General features: G+C 70.1%; 17 protein-coding genes. 6 read left to right on the top strand and 11 right to left on the bottom strand.

The genetic code is table 11. The annotated features are described in order from the left end of the window. Positions 1-51 precede the first annotated feature (51 nt). The 4 genes from OG844_RS36155 to OG844_RS36140 all read left to right on the top strand — a co-directional run bounded on the left by OG844_RS36155 (position 52) and on the right by OG844_RS36140 (position 4816). On the top strand, positions 52-1377 hold the full coding sequence (locus OG844_RS36155) for a DUF2252 domain-containing protein (protein ID WP_406389426.1): 1326 nt from the start codon (positions 52-54) through the stop codon (positions 1375-1377). 45 nt (positions 1378-1422) lie between these two features. Then, positions 1423-2148 carry a hypothetical protein gene (locus OG844_RS36150; RefSeq protein WP_406389427.1) on the top strand — a complete coding sequence of 242 codons (726 nt, stop codon included), beginning with the start codon at positions 1423-1425 and terminating at the stop codon, positions 2146-2148. A gap of 55 nt (positions 2149-2203) precedes the next feature. Beyond that, positions 2204-3019: a DsbA family protein gene (locus OG844_RS36145; RefSeq protein WP_406389428.1), complete on the top strand. Its 816-nt coding sequence runs from the start codon at positions 2204-2206 to the stop codon at positions 3017-3019. A gap of 147 nt (positions 3020-3166) precedes the next feature. After that, complete coding sequence (locus tag OG844_RS36140; protein WP_406389430.1) at positions 3167-4816, top strand: alkaline phosphatase D family protein; 1650 nt, start codon at positions 3167-3169, stop codon at positions 4814-4816. A 112-nt stretch (positions 4817-4928) separates the two neighbouring features. Here the strand turns inward: OG844_RS36140 and OG844_RS36135 are convergent, their stop codons facing one another. Beyond that, positions 4929-5513 carry a dienelactone hydrolase family protein gene (locus OG844_RS36135; RefSeq protein ID WP_406389431.1) on the bottom strand — a complete coding sequence of 195 codons (585 nt, stop codon included), beginning with the start codon at positions 5511-5513 and terminating at the stop codon, positions 4929-4931. A gap of 37 nt (positions 5514-5550) precedes the next feature. On the opposite strand from OG844_RS36135, the gene OG844_RS36130 reads away from it, so the two are divergent. Next, complete coding sequence (locus tag OG844_RS36130) at positions 5551-6696, top strand: mechanosensitive ion channel family protein (RefSeq protein WP_406389432.1); 1146 nt, start codon at positions 5551-5553, stop codon at positions 6694-6696. Positions 6697-6740: 44 nt separating this feature from the next. Here OG844_RS36130 and OG844_RS36125 read toward each other — a convergent pair whose 3' ends face one another. The 4 genes from OG844_RS36125 to OG844_RS36110 are packed head-to-tail and all read right to left on the bottom strand — an operon-like array spanning position 6741 to position 9672. Beyond that, positions 6741-7208 (bottom strand): GNAT family N-acetyltransferase, encoded by a 468-nt coding sequence (locus OG844_RS36125; protein WP_406389434.1) that lies wholly within the window; start codon positions 7206-7208, stop codon positions 6741-6743. Between the two features lie 5 nt (positions 7209-7213). After that, positions 7214-8155 carry an RluA family pseudouridine synthase gene (locus OG844_RS36120; protein ID WP_406389435.1) on the bottom strand — a complete coding sequence of 314 codons (942 nt, stop codon included), beginning with the start codon at positions 8153-8155 and terminating at the stop codon, positions 7214-7216. A 23-nt stretch (positions 8156-8178) separates the two neighbouring features. Beyond that, positions 8179-8793: a signal peptidase II gene (gene lspA, locus OG844_RS36115; RefSeq protein ID WP_406389437.1), complete on the bottom strand. Its 615-nt coding sequence runs from the start codon at positions 8791-8793 to the stop codon at positions 8179-8181. Positions 8794-8850: 57 nt separating this feature from the next. Then, positions 8851-9672, bottom strand: coding sequence for a TraR/DksA family transcriptional regulator (locus OG844_RS36110; RefSeq protein WP_406389438.1), 822 nt, complete (start codon positions 9670-9672; stop codon positions 8851-8853). 565 nt (positions 9673-10237) lie between these two features. On the opposite strand from OG844_RS36110, the gene ileS reads away from it, so the two are divergent. After that, positions 10238-13384, top strand: coding sequence for an isoleucine--tRNA ligase (gene ileS, locus OG844_RS36105; protein ID WP_406389439.1), 3147 nt, complete (start codon positions 10238-10240; stop codon positions 13382-13384). Positions 13385-13651: 267 nt separating this feature from the next. Here ileS and OG844_RS36100 read toward each other — a convergent pair whose 3' ends face one another. The 6 genes from OG844_RS36100 to ftsZ all read right to left on the bottom strand — a co-directional run bounded on the left by OG844_RS36100 (position 13652) and on the right by ftsZ (position 18634). Then, positions 13652-14770 (bottom strand): DivIVA domain-containing protein, encoded by a 1119-nt coding sequence (locus tag OG844_RS36100; RefSeq protein ID WP_406389440.1) that lies wholly within the window; start codon positions 14768-14770, stop codon positions 13652-13654. A 49-nt stretch (positions 14771-14819) separates the two neighbouring features. After that, the gene (locus OG844_RS36095; protein ID WP_329212022.1) at positions 14820-15116 is read right to left on the bottom strand and encodes a YggT family protein; all 297 of its coding nucleotides are present in this window, start codon (positions 15114-15116) and stop codon (positions 14820-14822) included. Positions 15117-15205: 89 nt separating this feature from the next. Continuing rightward, positions 15206-15817, bottom strand: coding sequence for a cell division protein SepF (locus OG844_RS36090; protein ID WP_056784116.1), 612 nt, complete (start codon positions 15815-15817; stop codon positions 15206-15208). A 127-nt stretch (positions 15818-15944) separates the two neighbouring features. Then, positions 15945-16664 carry a YggS family pyridoxal phosphate-dependent enzyme gene (locus OG844_RS36085; RefSeq protein ID WP_406389442.1) on the bottom strand — a complete coding sequence of 240 codons (720 nt, stop codon included), beginning with the start codon at positions 16662-16664 and terminating at the stop codon, positions 15945-15947. A gap of 6 nt (positions 16665-16670) precedes the next feature. Continuing rightward, positions 16671-17423 (bottom strand): peptidoglycan editing factor PgeF, encoded by a 753-nt coding sequence (gene pgeF / locus OG844_RS36080; RefSeq protein ID WP_406389443.1) that lies wholly within the window; start codon positions 17421-17423, stop codon positions 16671-16673. Then, positions 17420-18634: a cell division protein FtsZ gene (gene ftsZ / locus OG844_RS36075; RefSeq protein ID WP_406389444.1), complete on the bottom strand. Its 1215-nt coding sequence runs from the start codon at positions 18632-18634 to the stop codon at positions 17420-17422. Before ftsZ ends, pgeF begins: the two co-directional genes overlap by 4 nt. Positions 18635-18685: the final 51 nt, after the last annotated feature.

Genomic DNA, 18685 nt, shown 5'->3' with positions numbered 1-18685 from the left:
GGCCACCCGCCCCATTTGTCATGAACGCCATGTAGCAGGAGGCACCCAGCGATGTCGGACACGCAGCCCAGCGGCGAGCAGCGCGGGGAGCAGATCCTTGCCGTTTTCGACACCGCCTTCGGCGAGCTCCTGGCCGCCGATCCCGCCGCTTTCCGGGTGAAGTTCCGAAAGATGGCGGGCTCGGCCTTCGCCTTCTACCGCGGCTCGGCCGGGCTGTTCTACGCCGATCTGGACCGTGAGCAGCGCAGCGGGCCGTACCTCGACGAGCGCACCAGCCGGGTGTGGGTACACGGCGATCTGCATGCGGAGAACTTCGGAACTTACATGGACGCCAATGGCCGACTGGTGTTCAACGTCAACGACTTCGATGAAGCCTTCGTAGCTCCCTTCACCTGGGACCTCAAGCGCTTCGCCGCCTCCGTCGCCCTGATCGGTTACGCGAAGGCGCTGAGCGACGACCAGATCACCGAGCTCGTCCGGGTCTACGCCGCGGCCTACCGGGAGCGGATCCACGCCCTGGCGACGGGTGCGAAGAACGACGAGGTGCCGCCCTTCACCCTGGACACCGCCGAGGGCCCGCTGCTCGACGCACTGCGTGATGCGCGGTCCCTGACCCGTTTCGGGCTGCTGGACTCGATGACCGAGATCAGGGACTTCGAGCGCCGCTTCGCCGCCGGCGGCGGTGCGATCGACCTGGACGCCGCGACACGCTACAAGGTGCTCGCCGCGTTCGACGGCTATCTGGAGACGCTGCCCGAGTCGAGCCTGGCCCGGCCGGACTCCTACCGGGTCAAGGACGTCGTCGGACGTCGCGGCATCGGTATCGGGTCGGCGGGCCTGCCCTCGTACAACATCCTCCTGGAGGGCAACAGCGACGCCCTGGAGAACGATGTGGTGATCTACCTGAAGCAGGCGCAGACCCCGGCGGTCTCCCGGCACGTCACGGACGCGGCCGTGCGGGACTACTTCCAGCACGAGGGCCACCGCACGGTGATCTCACAGCGCGCCCTTCAGGCGCACGCCGACCCGTGGCTGGGCTGGACGGAGCTGGACGGGGCGGGTCAGCTGGTCGCCGAGGTCTCGCCGTACGCGGTCGATCTGGACTGGTCCGACATCGACGAGCCGGAGGAGATCGCGGCGGTCGTCGCCGACCTCGGCCGGGCGACGGCGACGATGCACTCGGCGGCGGACGACGAGAGCGGGCACTCGCTGGTCCCCTTCTCCACGGAGCGTGCGATCGACGCGGCGATCGCGGCGGACGAGAAGGGCTTCGCGGAGCTCCTGGTCGACTTCGCGCACAGCTACGGCGCCCGCGCCCGTACCGATCATCAGATCTTCGTGGACCTCTTCCGCAACGGCCGCATCCCCGGCCTGTAGGTCCTTAGGGCTCGCTTACAGGTTCACATGACACACTCTCCGGCGATGGACGTATCAGGGACGCAGATCAGAGCGGTACGCGCGGCGCTGTTCACCGCGCTCGTCGTCACGCTCTCCTCCGCGTCCCACGTGCTGCTCTCCCGGGTTCCGCTGCCGCTGACGGCGGTCGTCCTGCTGGCCGGGGCCGTCTTCGCCGTGGCGTTCGCGCTGGCGGGCCGGGAGCGCAGTTTCGGGGCGATCGCCGGGCTGCTGGTTCCGCTGGAGCTGGCCGCCGACACCGTGTTCACCACCGGACAGCACCTCTGTTACGGGGCGGCGGGCGGCCCGATCGCGGGTCCGCTGCGCTCCGTGGGCGTCGACGTGCTGTGCGGTGGCGGGGCGGGCACGGGTTCCTCGCATCTCGCGGGCGTGGCCGCGGTCGGTACACCGCTGGCGGGGGTGACCGGCACGGGCGACCGCGCGGCCGCCCTGCTGGCCTCGCCCGGCCCTGCCGTGCCGTGGCTGCTGCTCGCCGCGCACGTGACCGTGGGCCTGCTGGCCGCGGCCTGGCTGCGGCGCGGCGAGTCCGCGCTGGCTGGGGTGCTGCGCGCGGCGGCCGCGGCCGCGTTCCGGCCGCTGCTGACCGCCGTCGCCGTGCTGGGGAGCACCCGGCACCACGCACGGCGCGACGCGCGCTCCGGCGGACGGGCCGACCCGCTCTTCCCGGCCCGCCTCCTCGTGCACTCCGTGGGACGGAGGGGACCGCCGCTCCCGGCCTGTGCCCTTTCCTGAGCACGAGCACGCGGCAGACCCCGGACACCCCACACGTACACACGGAGAAACAGCCATGAGCAACCGCAACAGCCAGGCCAACAAGTCAGCCGCCCGTGAGCGGCTGCGCGTCGAGCGCGAGCGCCAGTCCAAGAAGGACAAGGTCCGCAAGCAGGTCGTCGTCGGCGTCTCCGTGGTCGCCGTGCTGGCGATCGCGGGTGGCGTCAGCTACGGCGTGATGCAGCTGAACAAGCCCTCCGGCTGGGAGGCGGCCGCGGACGCGAAGAACGTGACCGCGCCGAAGAACACCTCGGGCGACGACGGCACGACCGTCGTCATCGGCGAGTCGACCGCCAAGAAGACCCTGGAGCTGTACGAGGACTCGCGCTGCCCGATCTGCGCCACGCTCGAGCAGACGGTGGGCGAGACGGTCGCCAAGGACGTCGACGCCGGCAAGTACAAGATCAAGTACCTCGGCGCGACCTTCATCGACAACTCCGACAACGGCGAGGGCTCCAAGAACGCCCTGAGTGCGCTGGGTGCGGCGCTCGATGTGAGCCCCGAGGCCTTCCTGGACTACAAGGCCGCGCTGTACTCGGCGAAGTACCACCCCGAGGAGAGCCAGGACAAGTTCGCCAAGGACAGCTACCTGATCGAGGTGGCGGACTCGGTGGACGCGCTGAAGGGCAACACCGCGTTCCGGAAGGACGTCGAGGACGGTACGTACGACGCCTGGGCGATGAAGATGTCCGAGACGTTCGACAAGAGCGGGGTCGAGGGCACGCCGACGCTGAAGATGGACGGCGAGACCGTCACCGCCGAGGGCAGCAAGAACGCGCCCATGACGGTGGCCGAGTTCAACGCGGCGATCACCAAGGCACTGAAGGGCTGACCGGCCCACGAACCCTGGGGCCGGCGGGAGAACCTGCGGCCCCGGGGGCATCCCGGGCGTAACTCCGGGCGGCGAATACCCAACAGGCGGGCGAACTTCCTTTGTTCGCCCGCCTGTTCGCCCTACCCGCCAGTAGGGTGATCGTCCGTGACCAGTCGACATCTTTCCGCACCCAGCCGCCGCACGGTCGTCAGAGCCGCCGCCGCCACAGCGGTCGCCGCCCCCGTGCTCGCATCCGCCACGAGTGCCCGGGCCGCAGAGCCCCCGGCCTTCCTGCACGGCGTGGCCTCGGGCGATCCCCTGCCCGACGGCATCCTGCTCTGGACCCGTGTCACTCCCACCGCCGACGCCGTGCCCGGCTCCGGCCGCGGCGCCGATACGGCGGTGCGCTGGGAGATCGCCGAGGACAGGGCGTTCTCCCGGATAGCCGCGCAGGGCACGGCCGTCTCGAAGGCCGCCTCCGACCACACGGTCAAGGCCGACGTCCGTGGACTGCGCCCCGCGACGACGTACTACTTCCGCTTCTCCGCGGGCGGCGGGGAACCGGTCCGCTCCCCCGTCGGCCGCACCCGCACGGCTCCCGCCGCGGGCACGGCCGCCCCGGGGATCCGCTTCGGCGTGGTGTCCTGCGCCAACTGGGAGGCCGGCTGGTTCTCCCCGTACCGGCATCTCGCGGCCCGCGCCGACCTGGACGCCGTTCTCCACCTGGGTGACTACATCTACGAGTACGCGTCGGCCAGTTATCCGACCCAGGACACCGTCGTACGCCCCCACGCCCCGCTCCACGAGATCCTCACCCTCGCCGACTACCGGACCAGGCACGGCACGTACAAGACGGACACCGACCTCCAGTCGCTGCACGCCGCCCACCCGGTGATCGCGATCTGGGACGACCACGAGTTCGCGAACGACGCGTGGTCGGGAGGTGCGGAGAACCACACCCCGGGCACCGAGGGCGCCTGGGCGACACGGGTCGCCGCCGCGAAGCAGGCGTACTTCGAGTGGATGCCGGTGCGCGCCTCCACCGAGGGCACCGTCTACCGGCGTCTGAGCTTCGGCAGCCTGGCCGAGCTGCACCTGCTCGACCTGCGCAGCTTCCGCTCCGAGCAGGCGTCCATCGGCGACGGCGCGGTCGACGACCCCGAGCGCTCGATCACCGGACGGGCGCAACTGGACTGGTTGAAGGCCGGGCTGGCCGGATCGGACGCCAGGTGGAAGCTGGTCGGTACCTCGGTGATGATCTCGCCGGTCGCGTTCGGCGCGCTGCCGGCCCATCTGCTGGCACCGCTCGCGGAGTTGCTGGGACTTCCCGGGGAGGGGCTCGCGGTCAACGTCGACCAGTGGGACGGCTACACGGCCGACCGCAAGGAGCTGATCTCGCATCTGCGGGACCGGTCGGTGACCAACACGGTCTTCCTGACCGGTGACATCCACATGGCGTGGGCCAACGACGTCCCCGTGAAGGCCGCGACCTACCCGCTGTCGGCATCGGCGGCCACCGAGTTCGTGGTGACCTCGGTGACTTCGGACAACCTGGACGACATCCTCCGGGTGGCGCCCCAGACCGTCTCGGTGGTCGCCGCGGCGGCGGTCAAGGCCGCCAACCGCCATGTGAAGTGGATCGACCTGGACTCGCACGGCTACGGCGTCCTCGACGTGACAGCCGAACGGTCGCAGATGGACTACTACGTGATCTCGGACAAGACGAAGAAGGACGCGACCGCGTCCTGGGTCCGCTCGTACCGCACCCGCAGCGGGACCCAGAAGATCGAACGGGCCGACGCCCCTGTGCGCTGACCGCACCGAGGAGCCAGGTCCGGGTCGCGAAGGCCCGGTCGCACAGGCCCCTTCGGTCGCGAAGGCCGAGGAGCGACGCAAGGGGCCCCGCACCGAGGTGCGGGGCCCTCCCTCATGCCTGGAGCGTGGCGAGGAACCCGAGCCCGACCTTCCAGGCCAGCTCGGCCGACTCCTCGTCGTAGTCGGGCAGTTCCGGGTCGGTGAACAGGTGCCCCGCCCCGGGGTAGCGGTAGACCTCGACGTCCGCGCCGGTCCGCTGCATCTGGAGGTACCAGCTGTTCAGCCAGTCGTGCGACTCGAACGGATCGGGGTCGGCGACGTGCAGCTGCACCGGTAGTTCGTCCACCGAGGCGTTTTCCGCGATGTCCGACGTGCCGTGGAGCATCAGCAGCCCGCGCGCCTTGGCGTCGCCGAGCGCGAGGGTCTGCGCCACCGACGCCCCGAAGGAGAAGCCCGCGTACACGAGGCCCTGGTCGGAATAGGGTGCGGCGGCCAGCACGGCGCGCTTCAGGAGCTCGTCCTTGCCCACCTGGTCCTTGAAGGCCATTCCTTCCTCGACGGTGTCGTAGGTGTGCCCCTCGAAGAGATCGGGCACGCGCACCTCATGCCCGGCTGCACGCAGCCGGTCGGCAGCCGCGTGCACAGCGGGCCGCAGACCGTAGGTCGAGTGGAAAAGCATGATGTTCATGACGTCCATGGTGCCAGCTGTGCCCCAACGCTTGGAGGACCGGGGAATGGAGAACGTAGTGCGACCGCTGCTCGTGGTGGGCGGATCGCTGATGATCACTCTGCTGGTGGGCTGGCTGGTCGATCTCTTGCTGCGGCGTGCCGACAGCAGGCACCACGAGACGCCCGTCTGGGGTCTGCTGCGCCTCTGTCGTCCGCCCTTGCAGGTGGTGCTCTGCACGGCGCTGCTGAGGGCCAGCTACGGCCAGCTCCGGCTCGACGTCGTGCGGGAGAACCGGGCCGCGATCGGCCAGGTCCTGACCCTGGTGCTGATCGCGGCCTCGGCCTGGCTGGTGATCCGCGTAGCCGCCACCGTCGTCCAGTCCTCGTACGCCCGCTACGCGACGTCCACCCGCGACCCGGCCCGGGTCCGCCGGGTCCGGACCCAGGTCACGCTGATCCAGCGTGTGATCACCGCCGTGGTGGCGACGGTCGCGGTCGCGGCGATGCTGCTGACCTTCCCGGCGATGCGCACCGTCGGCACCTCGATGCTGGCCTCCGCCGGTGTCCTCGGCATCGTCGCCGGTGTGGCGGCCCAGTCGACGCTCGGCAACCTCTTCGCCGGCTTCCAGATCGCTTTCGGTGACATGGTCCGGATCGGCGACACCGTGGTGGTGGACGGCGAGTGGGGCACCGTGGAGGAGATCACCCTGACCTTCCTCGCCGTGCGGACCTGGGACGAGCGGCGGATCACCATGCCGGTGTCGTACTTCACCAGCAAGCCGTTCGAGAACTGGTCGCGCGGCGGGGTCCAGATGACCGGCACGGTCTTCTTCCAGCTCGACCACTCGGCGCCGGTCGCCGCGATGCGTGAACGGCTGCGCGAGATCCTCGGCGAGTGCGCCTCCTGGGACGGCCGCGACTGGTCACTGGCCGTCACGGACACCACGGCGTCGACGATCGAGGTACGGGCCGTGGTCACCGCGAAGGACGCGGACGACATCTGGACGGTGCGCTGTGCCGTGCGTGAGCAGCTCGTCGGCTGGCTGCGTGACCACCATCCGTACGCGCTGCCGCGGATCGTGACGTCGCCCGCTGTGCTGCCGCCGGGCGACCACTGGCCGGAGCTGACGGGTGCGCAGGACGGCGGCCGGGACCGTCCCGACGGCCGGGTGCCGGCCCCCGGCAGGGCCCCGCGCACGGGCCGCGGCTGACCGCCCGTACGGGCGCCGTCGGGCGCCTCGGGCGGGCGCCGCGGTCAGAGCGTGCGGCGCATCGCCCGGTGCGGCATTCCGGCATCCGGGAACTCGGGGCCGTACGCCACGTACCCGAGCCGCTCGTAGAAGCCGAGCGCATGGGTCTGGGCGTGCAGGTCGACGGCGGTCAGGCCGAGGGCGCGTGCCTCGTCCTCGATGGCGCGCACGAGCGCGGCACCGACCCCGAGGCCGCGCGCCTCGCGGGTCACGGCGAGCCTGCCGAGGGAGCCGACGGCTTCGGCGCCGCCGGTCTTGCCCTCCGCTGCGGAGCCGTGCAGCAGCCTGCCCGTACCGAGCGCGGAGCCGTCCGCCGCAACGGCGAGGACGTGGACCGCGTCGGCGTCGTAGGCGTCGTACTCGATCTCCTCGGGCACCTGCTGTTCACCGACGAAGACGTTCTTGCGCACCTGGAAGCAGGCCGAGAGATCGTTCTCCTCGACGGCCCTGCGGGTGCTGTACGGGGCGGACACGGGGCTCACTCGCTCTCGGCCGCGATCGTCTCGAGGGCGTGGCGCAGGTCGTCCGGGTAGGTGCTGGAGAACTCGACCCAGCTGCCGTCCGAGGGGTGCTCGAAGCCGAGCCGGACCGCGTGCAGCCACTGACGGGTCAGACCGAGGCGCTTGGCCATGGTCGGGTCGGCGCCGTAGGTCAGGTCGCCGACGCAGGGGTGGCGGTGGGCGGACATGTGCACCCGGATCTGGTGGGTGCGCCCGGTCTCCAGCTTGATGTCCAGCAGGCTGGCGGCGCGGTAGGCCTCGATGAGGTCGTAGTGCGTCACGGAGGGCTTGCCCTCGGCGGTGACGGCCCACTTGTAGTCGTGCTGGGGGTGACGCCCGATGGGGGCGTCGATGGTGCCGCTCATCGGGTCCGGGTGGCCCTGGACCAGCGCGTGGTACTTCTTCTCGACGACCCGGTCGCGGAACTGGGCCTTGAGCAGGGTGTAGGCCCGCTCGGACTTGGCGACGACCATCAGCCCGGACGTGCCGACGTCCAACCGGTGCACGATGCCCTGGCGCTCGGCGGCACCCGACGTGGAGATCCGGTAGCCGGCTGCGGCGAGGCCGCCGATGACCGTGGTGCCGGTCCAGCCGGGGCTGGGGTGGGCGGCGACGCCGACAGGCTTCATGATCACGACGATGTCGTCGTCGTCGTGCACGATCTCCATGCCCTCGACGGGCTCGGCAACGATCTGGACCGGAGCGGATGCCTGGGGCATCTCCACTTCCAGCCAGGCGCCGCCGTGCACCCGCTCGGACTTCCCGGCCACCGCACCGTCCACCTGGACCTTCCCGGCTGCGGCCAGCTCGGCGGCCTTGGTACGGGAGAAACCGAACATCCTGGAGATGGCGGCGTCTACACGCTCGCCTTCCAGACCGTCGGGTACGGGCAGGGTGCGGACCTCGGGATGCGTACTCACCTGTCGAGTATGCCTTGCGCCCACTAGTCCTTGTGCACGGTGCCGTCGGGGTCCAGGCCCTTGAAGGAAAGGATCACGATCAGGATCCCGCCGCAGACGATCGCGGAGTCGGCGAGGTTGAAGACGGCGAAGTGCGCGGGGGCGATGAAGTCCACCACCGCGCCCTCGAAGACGCCCGGTGCGCGGAAGATGCGGTCGGTGAGGTTGCCGAGCGCTCCGCCGAGCAGCAGCCCGAGGGCGATGGCCCAGGGCAGGCTGTAGAGCTTGCGCGCGAGCCTGGCGATCACCACGATCACGACCGCGGCGATGGCCGTGAAGATCACCGTGAACGCCTCACCCATCCCGAACGCGGCACCCGCGTTCCGGATGGCGTCGAGCTTCAGCCAGTCGCCGAAGATCTCGATGGGCTCCTGGTGCTCCAGCTTCGCGACCACGATCATCTTGCTGACCAGGTCCAGGAGGTAGGCGATCACGGCCACGACGAAGAGCACGAGGATCTTCCGCCTGCCCCTGCCGCCGCCCGTGTCGTCGCTCCCGGCCCGAGTCGCTCCCTCGGAGGGCTGCTGGGGCTCTGCCCCGTCAGCCCCCTCGGCATCGGGGATATCCGGCGTACCGATGATGCGCTCCGCCTCTGCCACGTGAGTCCCTCAACCTAGGTGCCTGACTGAGGACGAGGGTACGACACACCGTCCCGGTCAGCCGCGTCGCTCCTGCTTCTGTTTGTCCTCGACGCAGAGGGTGGCCCGGGGGAACGCCTGCATGCGCGCCTTGCCGATCGGGTCGCCGCAGATCTCGCACAGCCCGTACGTCCCCGCGTCGAGCCTGGCGAGGGCGCGTTCGGTCTGTTCCAGCATCTCCTGGGCGTTGGCGGCCAGGGACAGCTCGTGCTCGCGCGTGATGTTCTTGGTGCCGGTGTCCGCCTCGTCGTCACCCGCCCCGTCGCCGGAGTCCCGCATCAGCCCGGCCAGCGCCGCTCCCGATGCCTCCAGCTCGTTGCGCAGCCGGATGACCTCGCTGGACAGCTCCGTCCTCGCCTCCGCGACCTCTTCGGGGGTCCAGGGGTCCTCCCCCGGCCTGACCGCCAGCTCGCCGGGCGCCGTCGCGGCGGCCACCCGGGCCGGCGGCACCGCTGTGGCACCGCCCTTTCCTACCGCCGTGGTCCGGCCGGCGCTCTTCTTCGCTACCACCGTGTGGGCTCCTGTCTGCTCGGCGGCCTGGGCCGCCCCCGTGGCCTTCTTCGAAGCCTTCTTGGCTGCGCTCTTCTTCGCCGGCCCGTGGTGCGCCGGAGCCCGATCGGCCCGTTCCTTCTCGTCCGGCGGCCCGGCCGCCGTCTTCTTCGCGGCGCTCGTCCCGTCGGGCGGCCCGGCCGCGGCCTCCTCGGCCACGGTCTTCCCTGCCGCCTTCCTGGCCGCCATTTTCGCCGCCTTCTTCGCTGTCCTCCCGGTCGTCTCCTCGGCCACCGGACCCGTGGATCTCGCCGACGCCGTTCCTGTTACGGCGGTCTTCTTCGCCACCATCGCCGCGGCCCCTTCACATATTGTGATCTTGCACGCGAATCGTGCTGGGACGATAAATCGACTCCAGCCCCACGGCAACGGGGCACGCCGCCGGTTCGCCCCTCCCCGTGCCCGGGTCGTGACGCGCCTGCAACCGTTGTGCCCAGCTGCCCGCGCGGTAATCCGCTCCTGACCGGCCCGCCAGGACTCCCTCCGCCCCGTCTGGCCATTCGGGTCACGCCGCACCCCGCCGGTAAACCGGTCGGCCGCCGCCCGTACGGGCCCGTACACTGGCCGCAGCGAGAGGCATGGATGGGACGAGTAGCGTCGTACGCAGCCCGCAGCGACCCGGGGACGGTGGGAGCCCGGGGGCGAGCACGTCGTGAAGATCACCCCGGAGCCGCCGGAAGAAAGCTTTGGACCCTGGGCTCCGCCCCCGGGCGCAAGGCGAGTAGACCCGGCATCGCGACCCCAATGAGGGGGTCACGGGCGCATGCCCGGGGCCAAGGAGGGTGGTACCGCGGGAGCCTGCCGGTTCTCGTCCCTCCGACGGAAGTGGAAGACGTCCGCCGGAGGAAGCCCGCACATGACATCGCCGCAGTACCGCCAGGTACCCGCCCAGGTCGACCTGCCCGCCCTCGAGCACGCCGTGCTCGACTTCTGGCGTGACAGCAAGGTCTTCACCAAGAGCCTCGAACAGTCCGAGGGCCGCCCCGAGTGGGTCTTCTACGAGGGCCCGCCGACCGCCAACGGCATGCCCGGGGCCCACCACATCGAGGCCCGCGTCTTCAAGGACGTCTTCCCCCGCTTCCGCACCATGCAGGGCTACCACGTCGGCCGCAAGGCCGGCTGGGACTGTCACGGCCTGCCGGTGGAGCTCGCGGTCGAGAAGGAGCTGGGCTTCAACGGCAAGAAGGACATCGAGGCGTACGGCATCGCCGAGTTCAACGCCAGGTGCCGTGAGTCCGTGACCCGCCACACCGACGCCTTCACCGAGCTCACGACCCGCATGGGCTACTGGGTCGACCTCGACGACGCCTACCGCACGATGGACCCGGAGTACGTCGACTCCGTGTGGTGGTCCCTGAAGGAGATCTTCGACAAGGACCTCCTGGTCCAGGACCACCGCGTCGCCCCCTGGTGCCCGCGCTGCGGCACCGGCCTCTCCGACCACGAGCTGGCCCAGGGCTACGAGACGGTCGTCGACCCCTCGGTCTTCGTGCGCTTCCCCCTCACGAGCGGCCCTCTGGCCGGTGAGGCGGCCCTCCTGGTCTGGACGACCACCCCCTGGACCCTGGTCTCCAACACCGCCGTCGCCGCGCACCCGGACGTCACCTACGTCGTCGCTACGGACGGCGAGGAGAAACTGGTCGTCGCCCGGCCGCTGGTCGAGAAGGCCCTCGGCGAGGGCTGGGAGCTCACGGGCCGGTCCTTCACCGGCCGCGAGATGGAGCGCTGGACGTACGAGCGCCCGTTCCAGCTCGTCGACTTCCCGGCCGAGGCCCACTACGTCGTCAACGCCGAGTACGTCACGACCGAGGACGGTACGGGTCTGGTCCACCAGTCCCCCGCGTTCGGCGCCGACGACCTCGTCGTCTGCCGCTCCTACGGCCTCCCGGTCGTGAACCCGGTCCGCCCCGACGGCACCTTCGAGGAAGACCTGCCGCTGGTCGGCGGCGTCTTCTTCAAGAAGGCCGACGAGGCGCTCACCGCGGACCTGGACGCCCGCGGGAAGCTCTTCCGCCATGTCCCGTACGAGCACAGCTACCCGCACTGCTGGCGCTGCCACACCGCGCTGCTCTACTACGCGCAGCCGTCCTGGTACATCCGCACGACGGCCGTCAAGGACCGGCTTCTCGAGGAGAACGAGAAGACCAACTGGTTCCCTGACTCGGTCAAGACCGGCCGCTTCGGCGACTGGCTGAACAACAACGTCGACTGGGCCCTGTCCCGCAACCGCTACTGGGGCACCCCGCTGCCCATCTGGCGCTGCGAGGACAACCACCTGACCTGTGTGGGCTCCCGCGCCGAGCTCTCCGGGCTCACCGGCGCCGACCAGTCGGACCTGGACCCGCACCGTCCGTTCATCGACGAGATCACGTTCACGTGCTCGCAGGAGAACTGCCAGCTGGAGGCGTACCGCGTCCCCGAGGTCATCGACGCCTGGTACGACTCGGGCTCCATGCCGTTCGCCCAGTGGGGCTACCCCTACAAGAACAAGGAGATCTTCGAGAGCCGCTACCCGGCGCAGTTCATCTCGGAGGCCATCGACCAGACCCGCGGCTGGTTCTACACGCTGATGGCGGTCGGCACGCTCGTCTTCGACAAGTCCAGTTACGAGAACGTGGTCTGCCTCGGCCACATCCTCGCCGAGGACGGCCGCAAGATGTCCAAGCACCTCGGGAACATCCTCCAGCCGATCCCGCTCATGGACCAGCACGGCGCCGACGCCGTGCGCTGGTTCATGGCGGCCGGCGGTTCCCCGTGGGCGGCACGCCGCGTGGGCCACGGCACGATCCAGGAGGTCGTCCGCAAGACGCTCCTGACCTACTGGAACACGGTCGCCTTCCAGGCCCTGTACGCCCGTACCTCGGGCTGGGCGCCGTCCGCTGCGGATCCCGCACCGGACGGGCGCACGGTCCTGGACCGCTGGCTGCTGAGCGAGCTGAACGCCCTGGTGGACCAGGTCACCCAGGCGCTGGAGAGCTACGACACCCAGCGCGCCGGCAAGCTGCTGTCCTCGTTCGTCGACGACCTGTCCAACTGGTACGTACGCCGCTCGCGCCGCCGCTTCTGGCAGGGCGACAAGGCGGCCCTGCGCACGCTGCACGAGGTCGTCGAGACGGTCACCCGGCTGATGGCCCCCCTGACCCCGTTCATCACGGAGCGGGTCTGGCAGGACCTGATCGCCCCGGTCACCCCGGACGCCCCGGAGTCGGTGCACCTGTCCACCTGGCCCAAGGCGGACCTGTCGGCGATCGACCCGGCGCTCTCCACGCAGATGGCGCTGGTCCGTCGCCTGGTCGAGCTGGGGCGCGCCACCCGTGCCGAGTCGGGCGTCAAGACCCGTCAGCCGCTGTCCCGCGCCCTGGTCGCGGCCTCGGGCTTCGAGACCCTCTCCGCCGAGCTGCACGCCCAGATCACGGAGGAGCTGAACGTCTCCTCGCTGGCCTCCCTGTCCGAGGTCGGCGGCTCGCTGGTCGACACGACGGCGAAGGCGAACTTCCGGGCCCTGGGCAAGCGGTTCGGCAAGGGTGTCCAGGCGGTGGCCAAGGCCGTCGCCGACACGGACGCCGCGGCGCTCTCGCTGGCCCTGCGCGAGGGCACCGCGTCGGTCGAGGTCGACGGTGAGCGGATCACCCTCTCCCCCGACGAGGTCATCATCACCGAGACCCCGCGCGAGGGCTGGTCGGTGGCCTCCGACTCGGGCGCCACGGTCGCCCTGGACCTCGAGATCACCCCGGAGCTCCGGCGCGCGGGTCTGGCCCGTGACGCGATCAGGCTGATCCAGGAGGCCCGCAAGAACAGCGGCCTGGACGTCGCGGACCGTATCGCGGTGCGCTGGACGTCCACGTCCCCGGCAACGGCCGAGGCCCTGACCGAGCACGCGTCGCTGATCGCGGACGAGGTCCTCGCCCTGGACTACGCCGAGGGCGAGGCCGACCCCACGTACGGCACCGCCTTCGAGGACGAGGGCCTGTCCCTGAGGTTCCGCCTCCGCAAGACGAGCTGACCCCCGGCGCGGAAAGGAGAGGGCCTGGCCGGACAACTTCCGGCCGGGCCCTTTCCTGTCCCCTTGCCCGACCGTTCAAGCCCCTCCGGCGATTGAGGAGCGGAGGTCCGGGGGGAGCGGGGGTTACGGGAAGGGGTGGGCAGGGGACGAGCCCCGTGCAGCGGCCCGCACGCCCCGCAGCCACGGCAAAGGGCCGGGCCCCGGGAAGAATCCCGGGGCCCGGCCCTCAGCCTGCCGACGGCTACGCGCTCAGAGAGCGCGAACCGCTCAGTTGTCGTCCTCGTCGATCAGGAACCCGCGCATCGGCGACGGCGCCTGCTGCATCGGCTGCGGCGCCTGCGGGCGGACCGGAGCCATCGGCTGCGTCATCGCGGGCGACATCTGCTGCTGGCCGCCGTACGAGGGGCCGCCCATGGACGGGTTGCCGCCCATCTGCTGGTTGCCGTGCCCACCGTGGTTGCCACCCATGGTGTGACCCATGGCACCGGCGCCGGCCGGGGCCAGCGAGGCCGACGGCGGCAGCGAAGCGGCTGCCGGGGTCCGCGGCGGAGCCAGCGAGTCGTCGGCCTGGGTCTCCAGCTGGCGCAGCTGGCTCTCCAGGTACGACTTCAGGCGGGTCCGGTACTCGCGCTCGAAGCCGCGCAGGTCCTCGACCTTGCGCTCAAGCGTCGCGCGGGCCGACTCGAGGGAGCCCATGGCCACGCGGTGCTTCTCCTGCGCGTCCCGCTCCAGCGCGTCCGCCTTGGCACGTGCGTCCCGCTCCAGGCCCTCGGCGCGGCTGCGCGCCTCGCCGACGATCTTGTTGGCCTCGGAACGGGCCTCCGCGATCGCCTGGTCTGCGGTCTGCTGAGCAAGGGAGAGGACACGGGCGGCACTGTCGCCACCGGGGCCCTGCTGCTGCATCTGCGGCGGCTGCATCTGCTGCATCTGCTGCATCTGCTGCATCTGCTGCTGCTGGGGGTGGCCACCCATGGGGCCGCCCTGCATCGGGCCGGGGCCGTGCTGGCCCTGCGGGCCGTGGCCGCCCTGGGGGCCATGGCCACTGGGACCGGCAGGCAGCTGCGGAGCACCACCGGGCAGCTGGGGGGGACCCATCTGCGGGGGCTGCTGCTGCACCGGCGGGCCAGATATGGCGGCGGGTACGGGGGAACCGGGGCGGTCCTGCTGCTCCGGCGGCTTGCGCATGCCCTGCTGCTGCTGGTTCTGCGCAGCGGCACGCGTGGCCGCGGCCAGCTTGGCGCGCAGGTCCTCGTTCTCACGGAGCAGACGAGTCAGTTCCGATTCGACCTCGTCGAGGAAGGCATCGACCTCGTCCTCGTCATAGCCTTCTCGGAGGCGGACGGTCGTGAACTGCTTGTTCCGCACGTCCTCGGGGGTCAGCGGCATCTCTTCTTCACCTCTACGTAGTCGTCGGCAGTCGGCAAGACCGTATCGTTCACACGCTGCTCGCAAGCTTGCCCACGATGCTGAGCAGGATGTAGACGATGATCATCAGAACGAAGAAGGACAGGTCAAGTGCCACGCCCCCGAGACGCAACGGTGGTATGAACCGCTTCAGAAGCTTCAGCGGTGGATCGGTGACAGTGTAAGTGCCCTCGAGAACGACCACCATCGCCTTGCCTGGGTGCCATGATCGTGCGAACTGGAACACATAGTCCATGACCAGCCGGAAGATCAGCACGATGAGGAAACACATCAGCGCGATATAGACCACATCCAGTGCGACGCCCATGTCCCGCGCTTCCCTCTCCCCTGGCTTTCGTAGCTCCGGCCTCCCGGCCGGTCACCGGCCTGACGGCCGGTTGATCCCTGTTCGTGTTCTCAGCTCTGGTTGAAGAACCCGCCCTCTGCGATGCGGGCCTTGTCCTCCGCCGTGACATCGACGTTAGCAGGCGACAACAGGAACACCTTCTGCGTCACCCTTTCAATGCTGCCATGGAGTCCGAAGACGAGGCCCGCGGCAAAGTCGACAAGTCGCTTCGCGTCCGTGTCGTCCATCTCCGTGAGGTTCATGATCACCGGAGTGCCCTCACGGAAGTGTTCCCCGATGGTACGGGCCTCGTTGTAGGTCCTGGGGTGCAGCGTGGTGATGCGGTAGGGCTCCCGCTCGGACACGACCTTGGGCATGATCACCGGTGCGTTCTTCTCCATGTTCGGGCGGTCAGGTGTGATGGATGCCACGGGGGCGATTCGGGCGGGTCGTCCGCTTTCCGCCGGGAGCTGAACCGGCTCACGTTGCGCGGGCGGCTGTACCACTCGTACCGGTTCGTCCCGTTCCCGCTCCACCTGATGCGCGGGCTGGTGCCGCCTCCGGTCCCGCTCCGGCTCCGGTTCGGGTTCGAATTCGTCGTCGGGGTCGAACCCCGGACCGTCGTACCCATCGTCCTCCACGAGGCCGAGGTAGACCGCCATCTTGCGCATCGCGCCGGCCATGCTCCGAGTCCTCCGCTCTGTGGTGGATCGGCATTCGTGTCACCAAGTGCCCGAGATCCACTCCGGCCTGCCCGCTCAGAGCGGGAATGACCATATTTTCTGCTGTGGTCCGACTTGCTTCGCGACGTTACCCGAGCCGGGGTCGGACTCCGAGTACCGCCGTACCGACGCGTACATGTGTCGCTCCGGCCGCCACCGCGTCCTCGAGATCCGCACTCATCCCTGCAGAGACCATGTTCGCAGCCGGATGGTTCCCGCGCAGGCGGGATGAGAATTCCATCAGCCGGTCGAACGCGGCCCGCTGCCTGCCCGCGTACGGCCCGGCGAGCGGGGCGACGGTCATCAGACCTCCCAGCCGGAGCCCCGGTGCCGCGTCCACCGCGGCGGCCAACTCCTCGATCGCGTCGGGTGCGACACCTCCCCGGTCACCGCGTTCGCCGCTCTCCGCGTCCAGGGCGACCTGGATGAGGCAGCCGAGTTCGCGGCCGCCCTTCACCGCCGCCGCCGACAGGGCGGTGACCAGTTTGACCCGGTCCACCGACTGCACCACGTCGGCATAACCGGCCACGGAACGAACCTTGTTCGTCTGCAACTGGCCGACAAAGTGCCATGTGAGCGACAGATCCGCACAAGCGTCAGCTTTCGGCGCCGCGTCCTGATCACGGTTCTCGGCGACCTGGCGCACACCGAGTTCGTGCAGGATCCGCACATCGCTCGCGGGGTAGGTCTTGGTGACCACGACGAGGGTCACTTCCTCCCGCTTGCGGCCTGCCGCGGCACAGGCGGAAACAATGCGTTCCTCCACCTGTGCCAGGTTTGCCGCGAGTTGAGACCTGCGATCCGTCATGTCCTATCAGTCCAACCAGACATATCCGGCGAGCCGCCCGGTGGTGCGGTCGCGGCGGTACGAGAAGTGGTCGCCGGATTCCAGGGTGCAGTGCGGCGAACCGTGGCGGTCGCTCACGCCGAGGGCGTCGAGCTGGGCGTGGACTCCCGCGGTGACGTCCACCGCCGGCGTCCCCCAGCCGGTCTCCGACCAGGAGGCGGGAACGGCCTGCGCGACCTCGGCGCGCATCTGCGCCGGGACCTCGTAGCACCGCCCGCAGACGGCCGGGCCGGTGCGGGCGACGATCCGGGACGGTTCGGCACCGAGAGCGGTCATCGCCTCGACGGCGGCGGGCACGACACCCGCGACCAGACCGGGCCTGCCCGCATGGACCGCGGCGATGACACCGGCGGCCGGATCGGCGAGCAGTACGGGCGTGCAGTCGGCGGTGAGCACCGCGAGCGGGAGACCGCGCCGGGCCGTCACCAGCGCGTCCACCGCGGGAATCCCGGTGGTGTCGCCCCAGGGCCCGTCGACGACGGCCACCTCGCGACCGTGCACCTGGTTCATCCAGACGACCTGCGCCGGGTCCAGACCGAGGGAACGGGCGGCGCGTCCGCGGTTCGCGCGGACGGCGGCGGGGTCGTCGCCGACCGCACCGCCGAGGTTGAGCTCCTCGTACGGAGCGGCGCTCACTCCGCCCCACCTGTCGGTGAAGGCGAAATGGGCGCCGCCCGTCGAGGACACTGCGGTCTTCACCGCGTGGTGCGGACCTATCACTTCAGGAAGTCCGGTACATCCAGCTCTTCGGCCTGGGTGTCCTGGTACGGACGGGCCGTCGGGACGTGCGGCGGGGAGACCGGCGGCAGCGAGCTCTCGTTCGCCACCGGTACCGGCTCGACCGGTGCCTGGGTCTCCTCGCGCGAGGGAACCGAGCCCAGTCCGCCCGTCTGGCGCACCGGTTCGGCGGCCCTGGCCGGCGGCGCCGACTCCTCACGCTTTCCGGCACCCGCTCCGAGAACCGTCTCGCGACGGGTCGGCGGCTGTCCGCCGTCGAAGCCCGCGGCGATCACGGTGACCCGCACCTCGTCGCCCAGCGCGTCGTCGATGACCGCACCGAAGATGATGTTGGCCTCCGGGTGGGCCGCCTCGCTCACCAGCTGCGCGGCCTCGTTGATCTCGAAGAGACCGAGGTCGCTGCCGCCGGAGATGGAGAGCAGGACACCGCGCGCGCCGTCGATGGACGCCTCGAGGAGCGGCGAGGAGATCGCCATCTCCGCGGCGGCCACCGCGCGGTCGTCGCCGCGGGCCGATCCGATACCCATGAGCGCCGACCCGGCCTCGGACATGACCGACTTGACGTCGGCGAAGTCGAGGTTGATCAGACCCGGGGTGGTGATGAGGTCGGTGATGCCCTGGACGCCCGAGAGCAGTACCTGGTCGGCCGACTTGAACGCGTCGAGCACGCTGACCTGGCGGTCCGAGATGGACAGCAGTCGGTCGTTGGGAATGACGATGAGGGTGTCGACCTCTTCGCGGAGCTCGGCGATGCCGTCCTCCGCCTGGTTCGCGCGCCGCCGGCCCTCGAACGTGAACGGGCGGGTGACCACACCGATCGTCAGGGCGCCCAGCGAGCGGGCGATGTTGGCCACGACGGGTGCGCCGCCGGTGCCGGTGCCGCCACCTTCTCCGGCGGTGACGAAGACCATGTCGGCCCCCTTGAGGACCTCCTCGATCTCCTCACGGTGGTCCTCTGCCGCCTTTCGACCGACGGCCGGGTTCGCCCCGGCGCCGAGGCCACGGGTGAGTTCACGGCCGACGTCGAGCTTGACGTCGGCGTCGCTCATCAACAGTGCTTGCGCATCGGTGTTGATCGCGATGAACTCGACGCCCTTGAGGCCGACCTCGATCATTCGGTTGATGGCATTGACACCACCGCCGCCGACACCGATGACCTTGATGACTGCGAGGTAGTTCTGCGGTGCTGCCACGTCGAAGGCCTCTCGCCTCGAGTTACGTGTCGTCGCTTGGCGGTAGTCCCG

This window comes from Streptomyces sp. NBC_00887, assembly GCF_045207585.1.
The sequence above is the reverse complement of the archived record's forward strand: the minus strand, read 5'-3'. Positions and strand labels throughout refer to the sequence as shown.

What these genes read in the sequence shown, in the direction of transcription:
- OG844_RS36095 (WP_329212022.1), bottom strand. Translation starts at nt 15,116, where the DNA reads ATGGGCGTCGCACTGGATGTGGTCTATATCGCGCTGATGTGTTTCCTC.
- OG844_RS36100 (WP_406389440.1), bottom strand. Translation starts at nt 14,770, where the DNA reads ATGCCGCTGACCCCCGAGGACGTGCGGAACAAGCAGTTCACGACCGTC.
- OG844_RS36110 (WP_406389438.1), bottom strand. Translation starts at nt 9,672, where the DNA reads ATGGTGGCGAAGAAGACCGCCGTAACAGGAACGGCGTCGGCGAGATCC.
- ileS (WP_406389439.1), top strand. Translation starts at nt 10,238, where the DNA reads ATGACATCGCCGCAGTACCGCCAGGTACCCGCCCAGGTCGACCTGCCC.
- OG844_RS36150 (WP_406389427.1), top strand. Translation starts at nt 1,423, where the DNA reads ATGGACGTATCAGGGACGCAGATCAGAGCGGTACGCGCGGCGCTGTTC.
- OG844_RS36145 (WP_406389428.1), top strand. Translation starts at nt 2,204, where the DNA reads ATGAGCAACCGCAACAGCCAGGCCAACAAGTCAGCCGCCCGTGAGCGG.
- OG844_RS36135 (WP_406389431.1), bottom strand. Translation starts at nt 5,513, where the DNA reads ATGGACGTCATGAACATCATGCTTTTCCACTCGACCTACGGTCTGCGG.
- OG844_RS36130 (WP_406389432.1), top strand. Translation starts at nt 5,551, where the DNA reads ATGGAGAACGTAGTGCGACCGCTGCTCGTGGTGGGCGGATCGCTGATG.
- OG844_RS36155 (WP_406389426.1), top strand. Translation starts at nt 52, where the DNA reads ATGTCGGACACGCAGCCCAGCGGCGAGCAGCGCGGGGAGCAGATCCTT.
- OG844_RS36085 (WP_406389442.1), bottom strand. Translation starts at nt 16,664, where the DNA reads ATGACGGATCGCAGGTCTCAACTCGCGGCAAACCTGGCACAGGTGGAG.
- OG844_RS36090 (WP_056784116.1), bottom strand. Translation starts at nt 15,817, where the DNA reads ATGGCCGGCGCGATGCGCAAGATGGCGGTCTACCTCGGCCTCGTGGAG.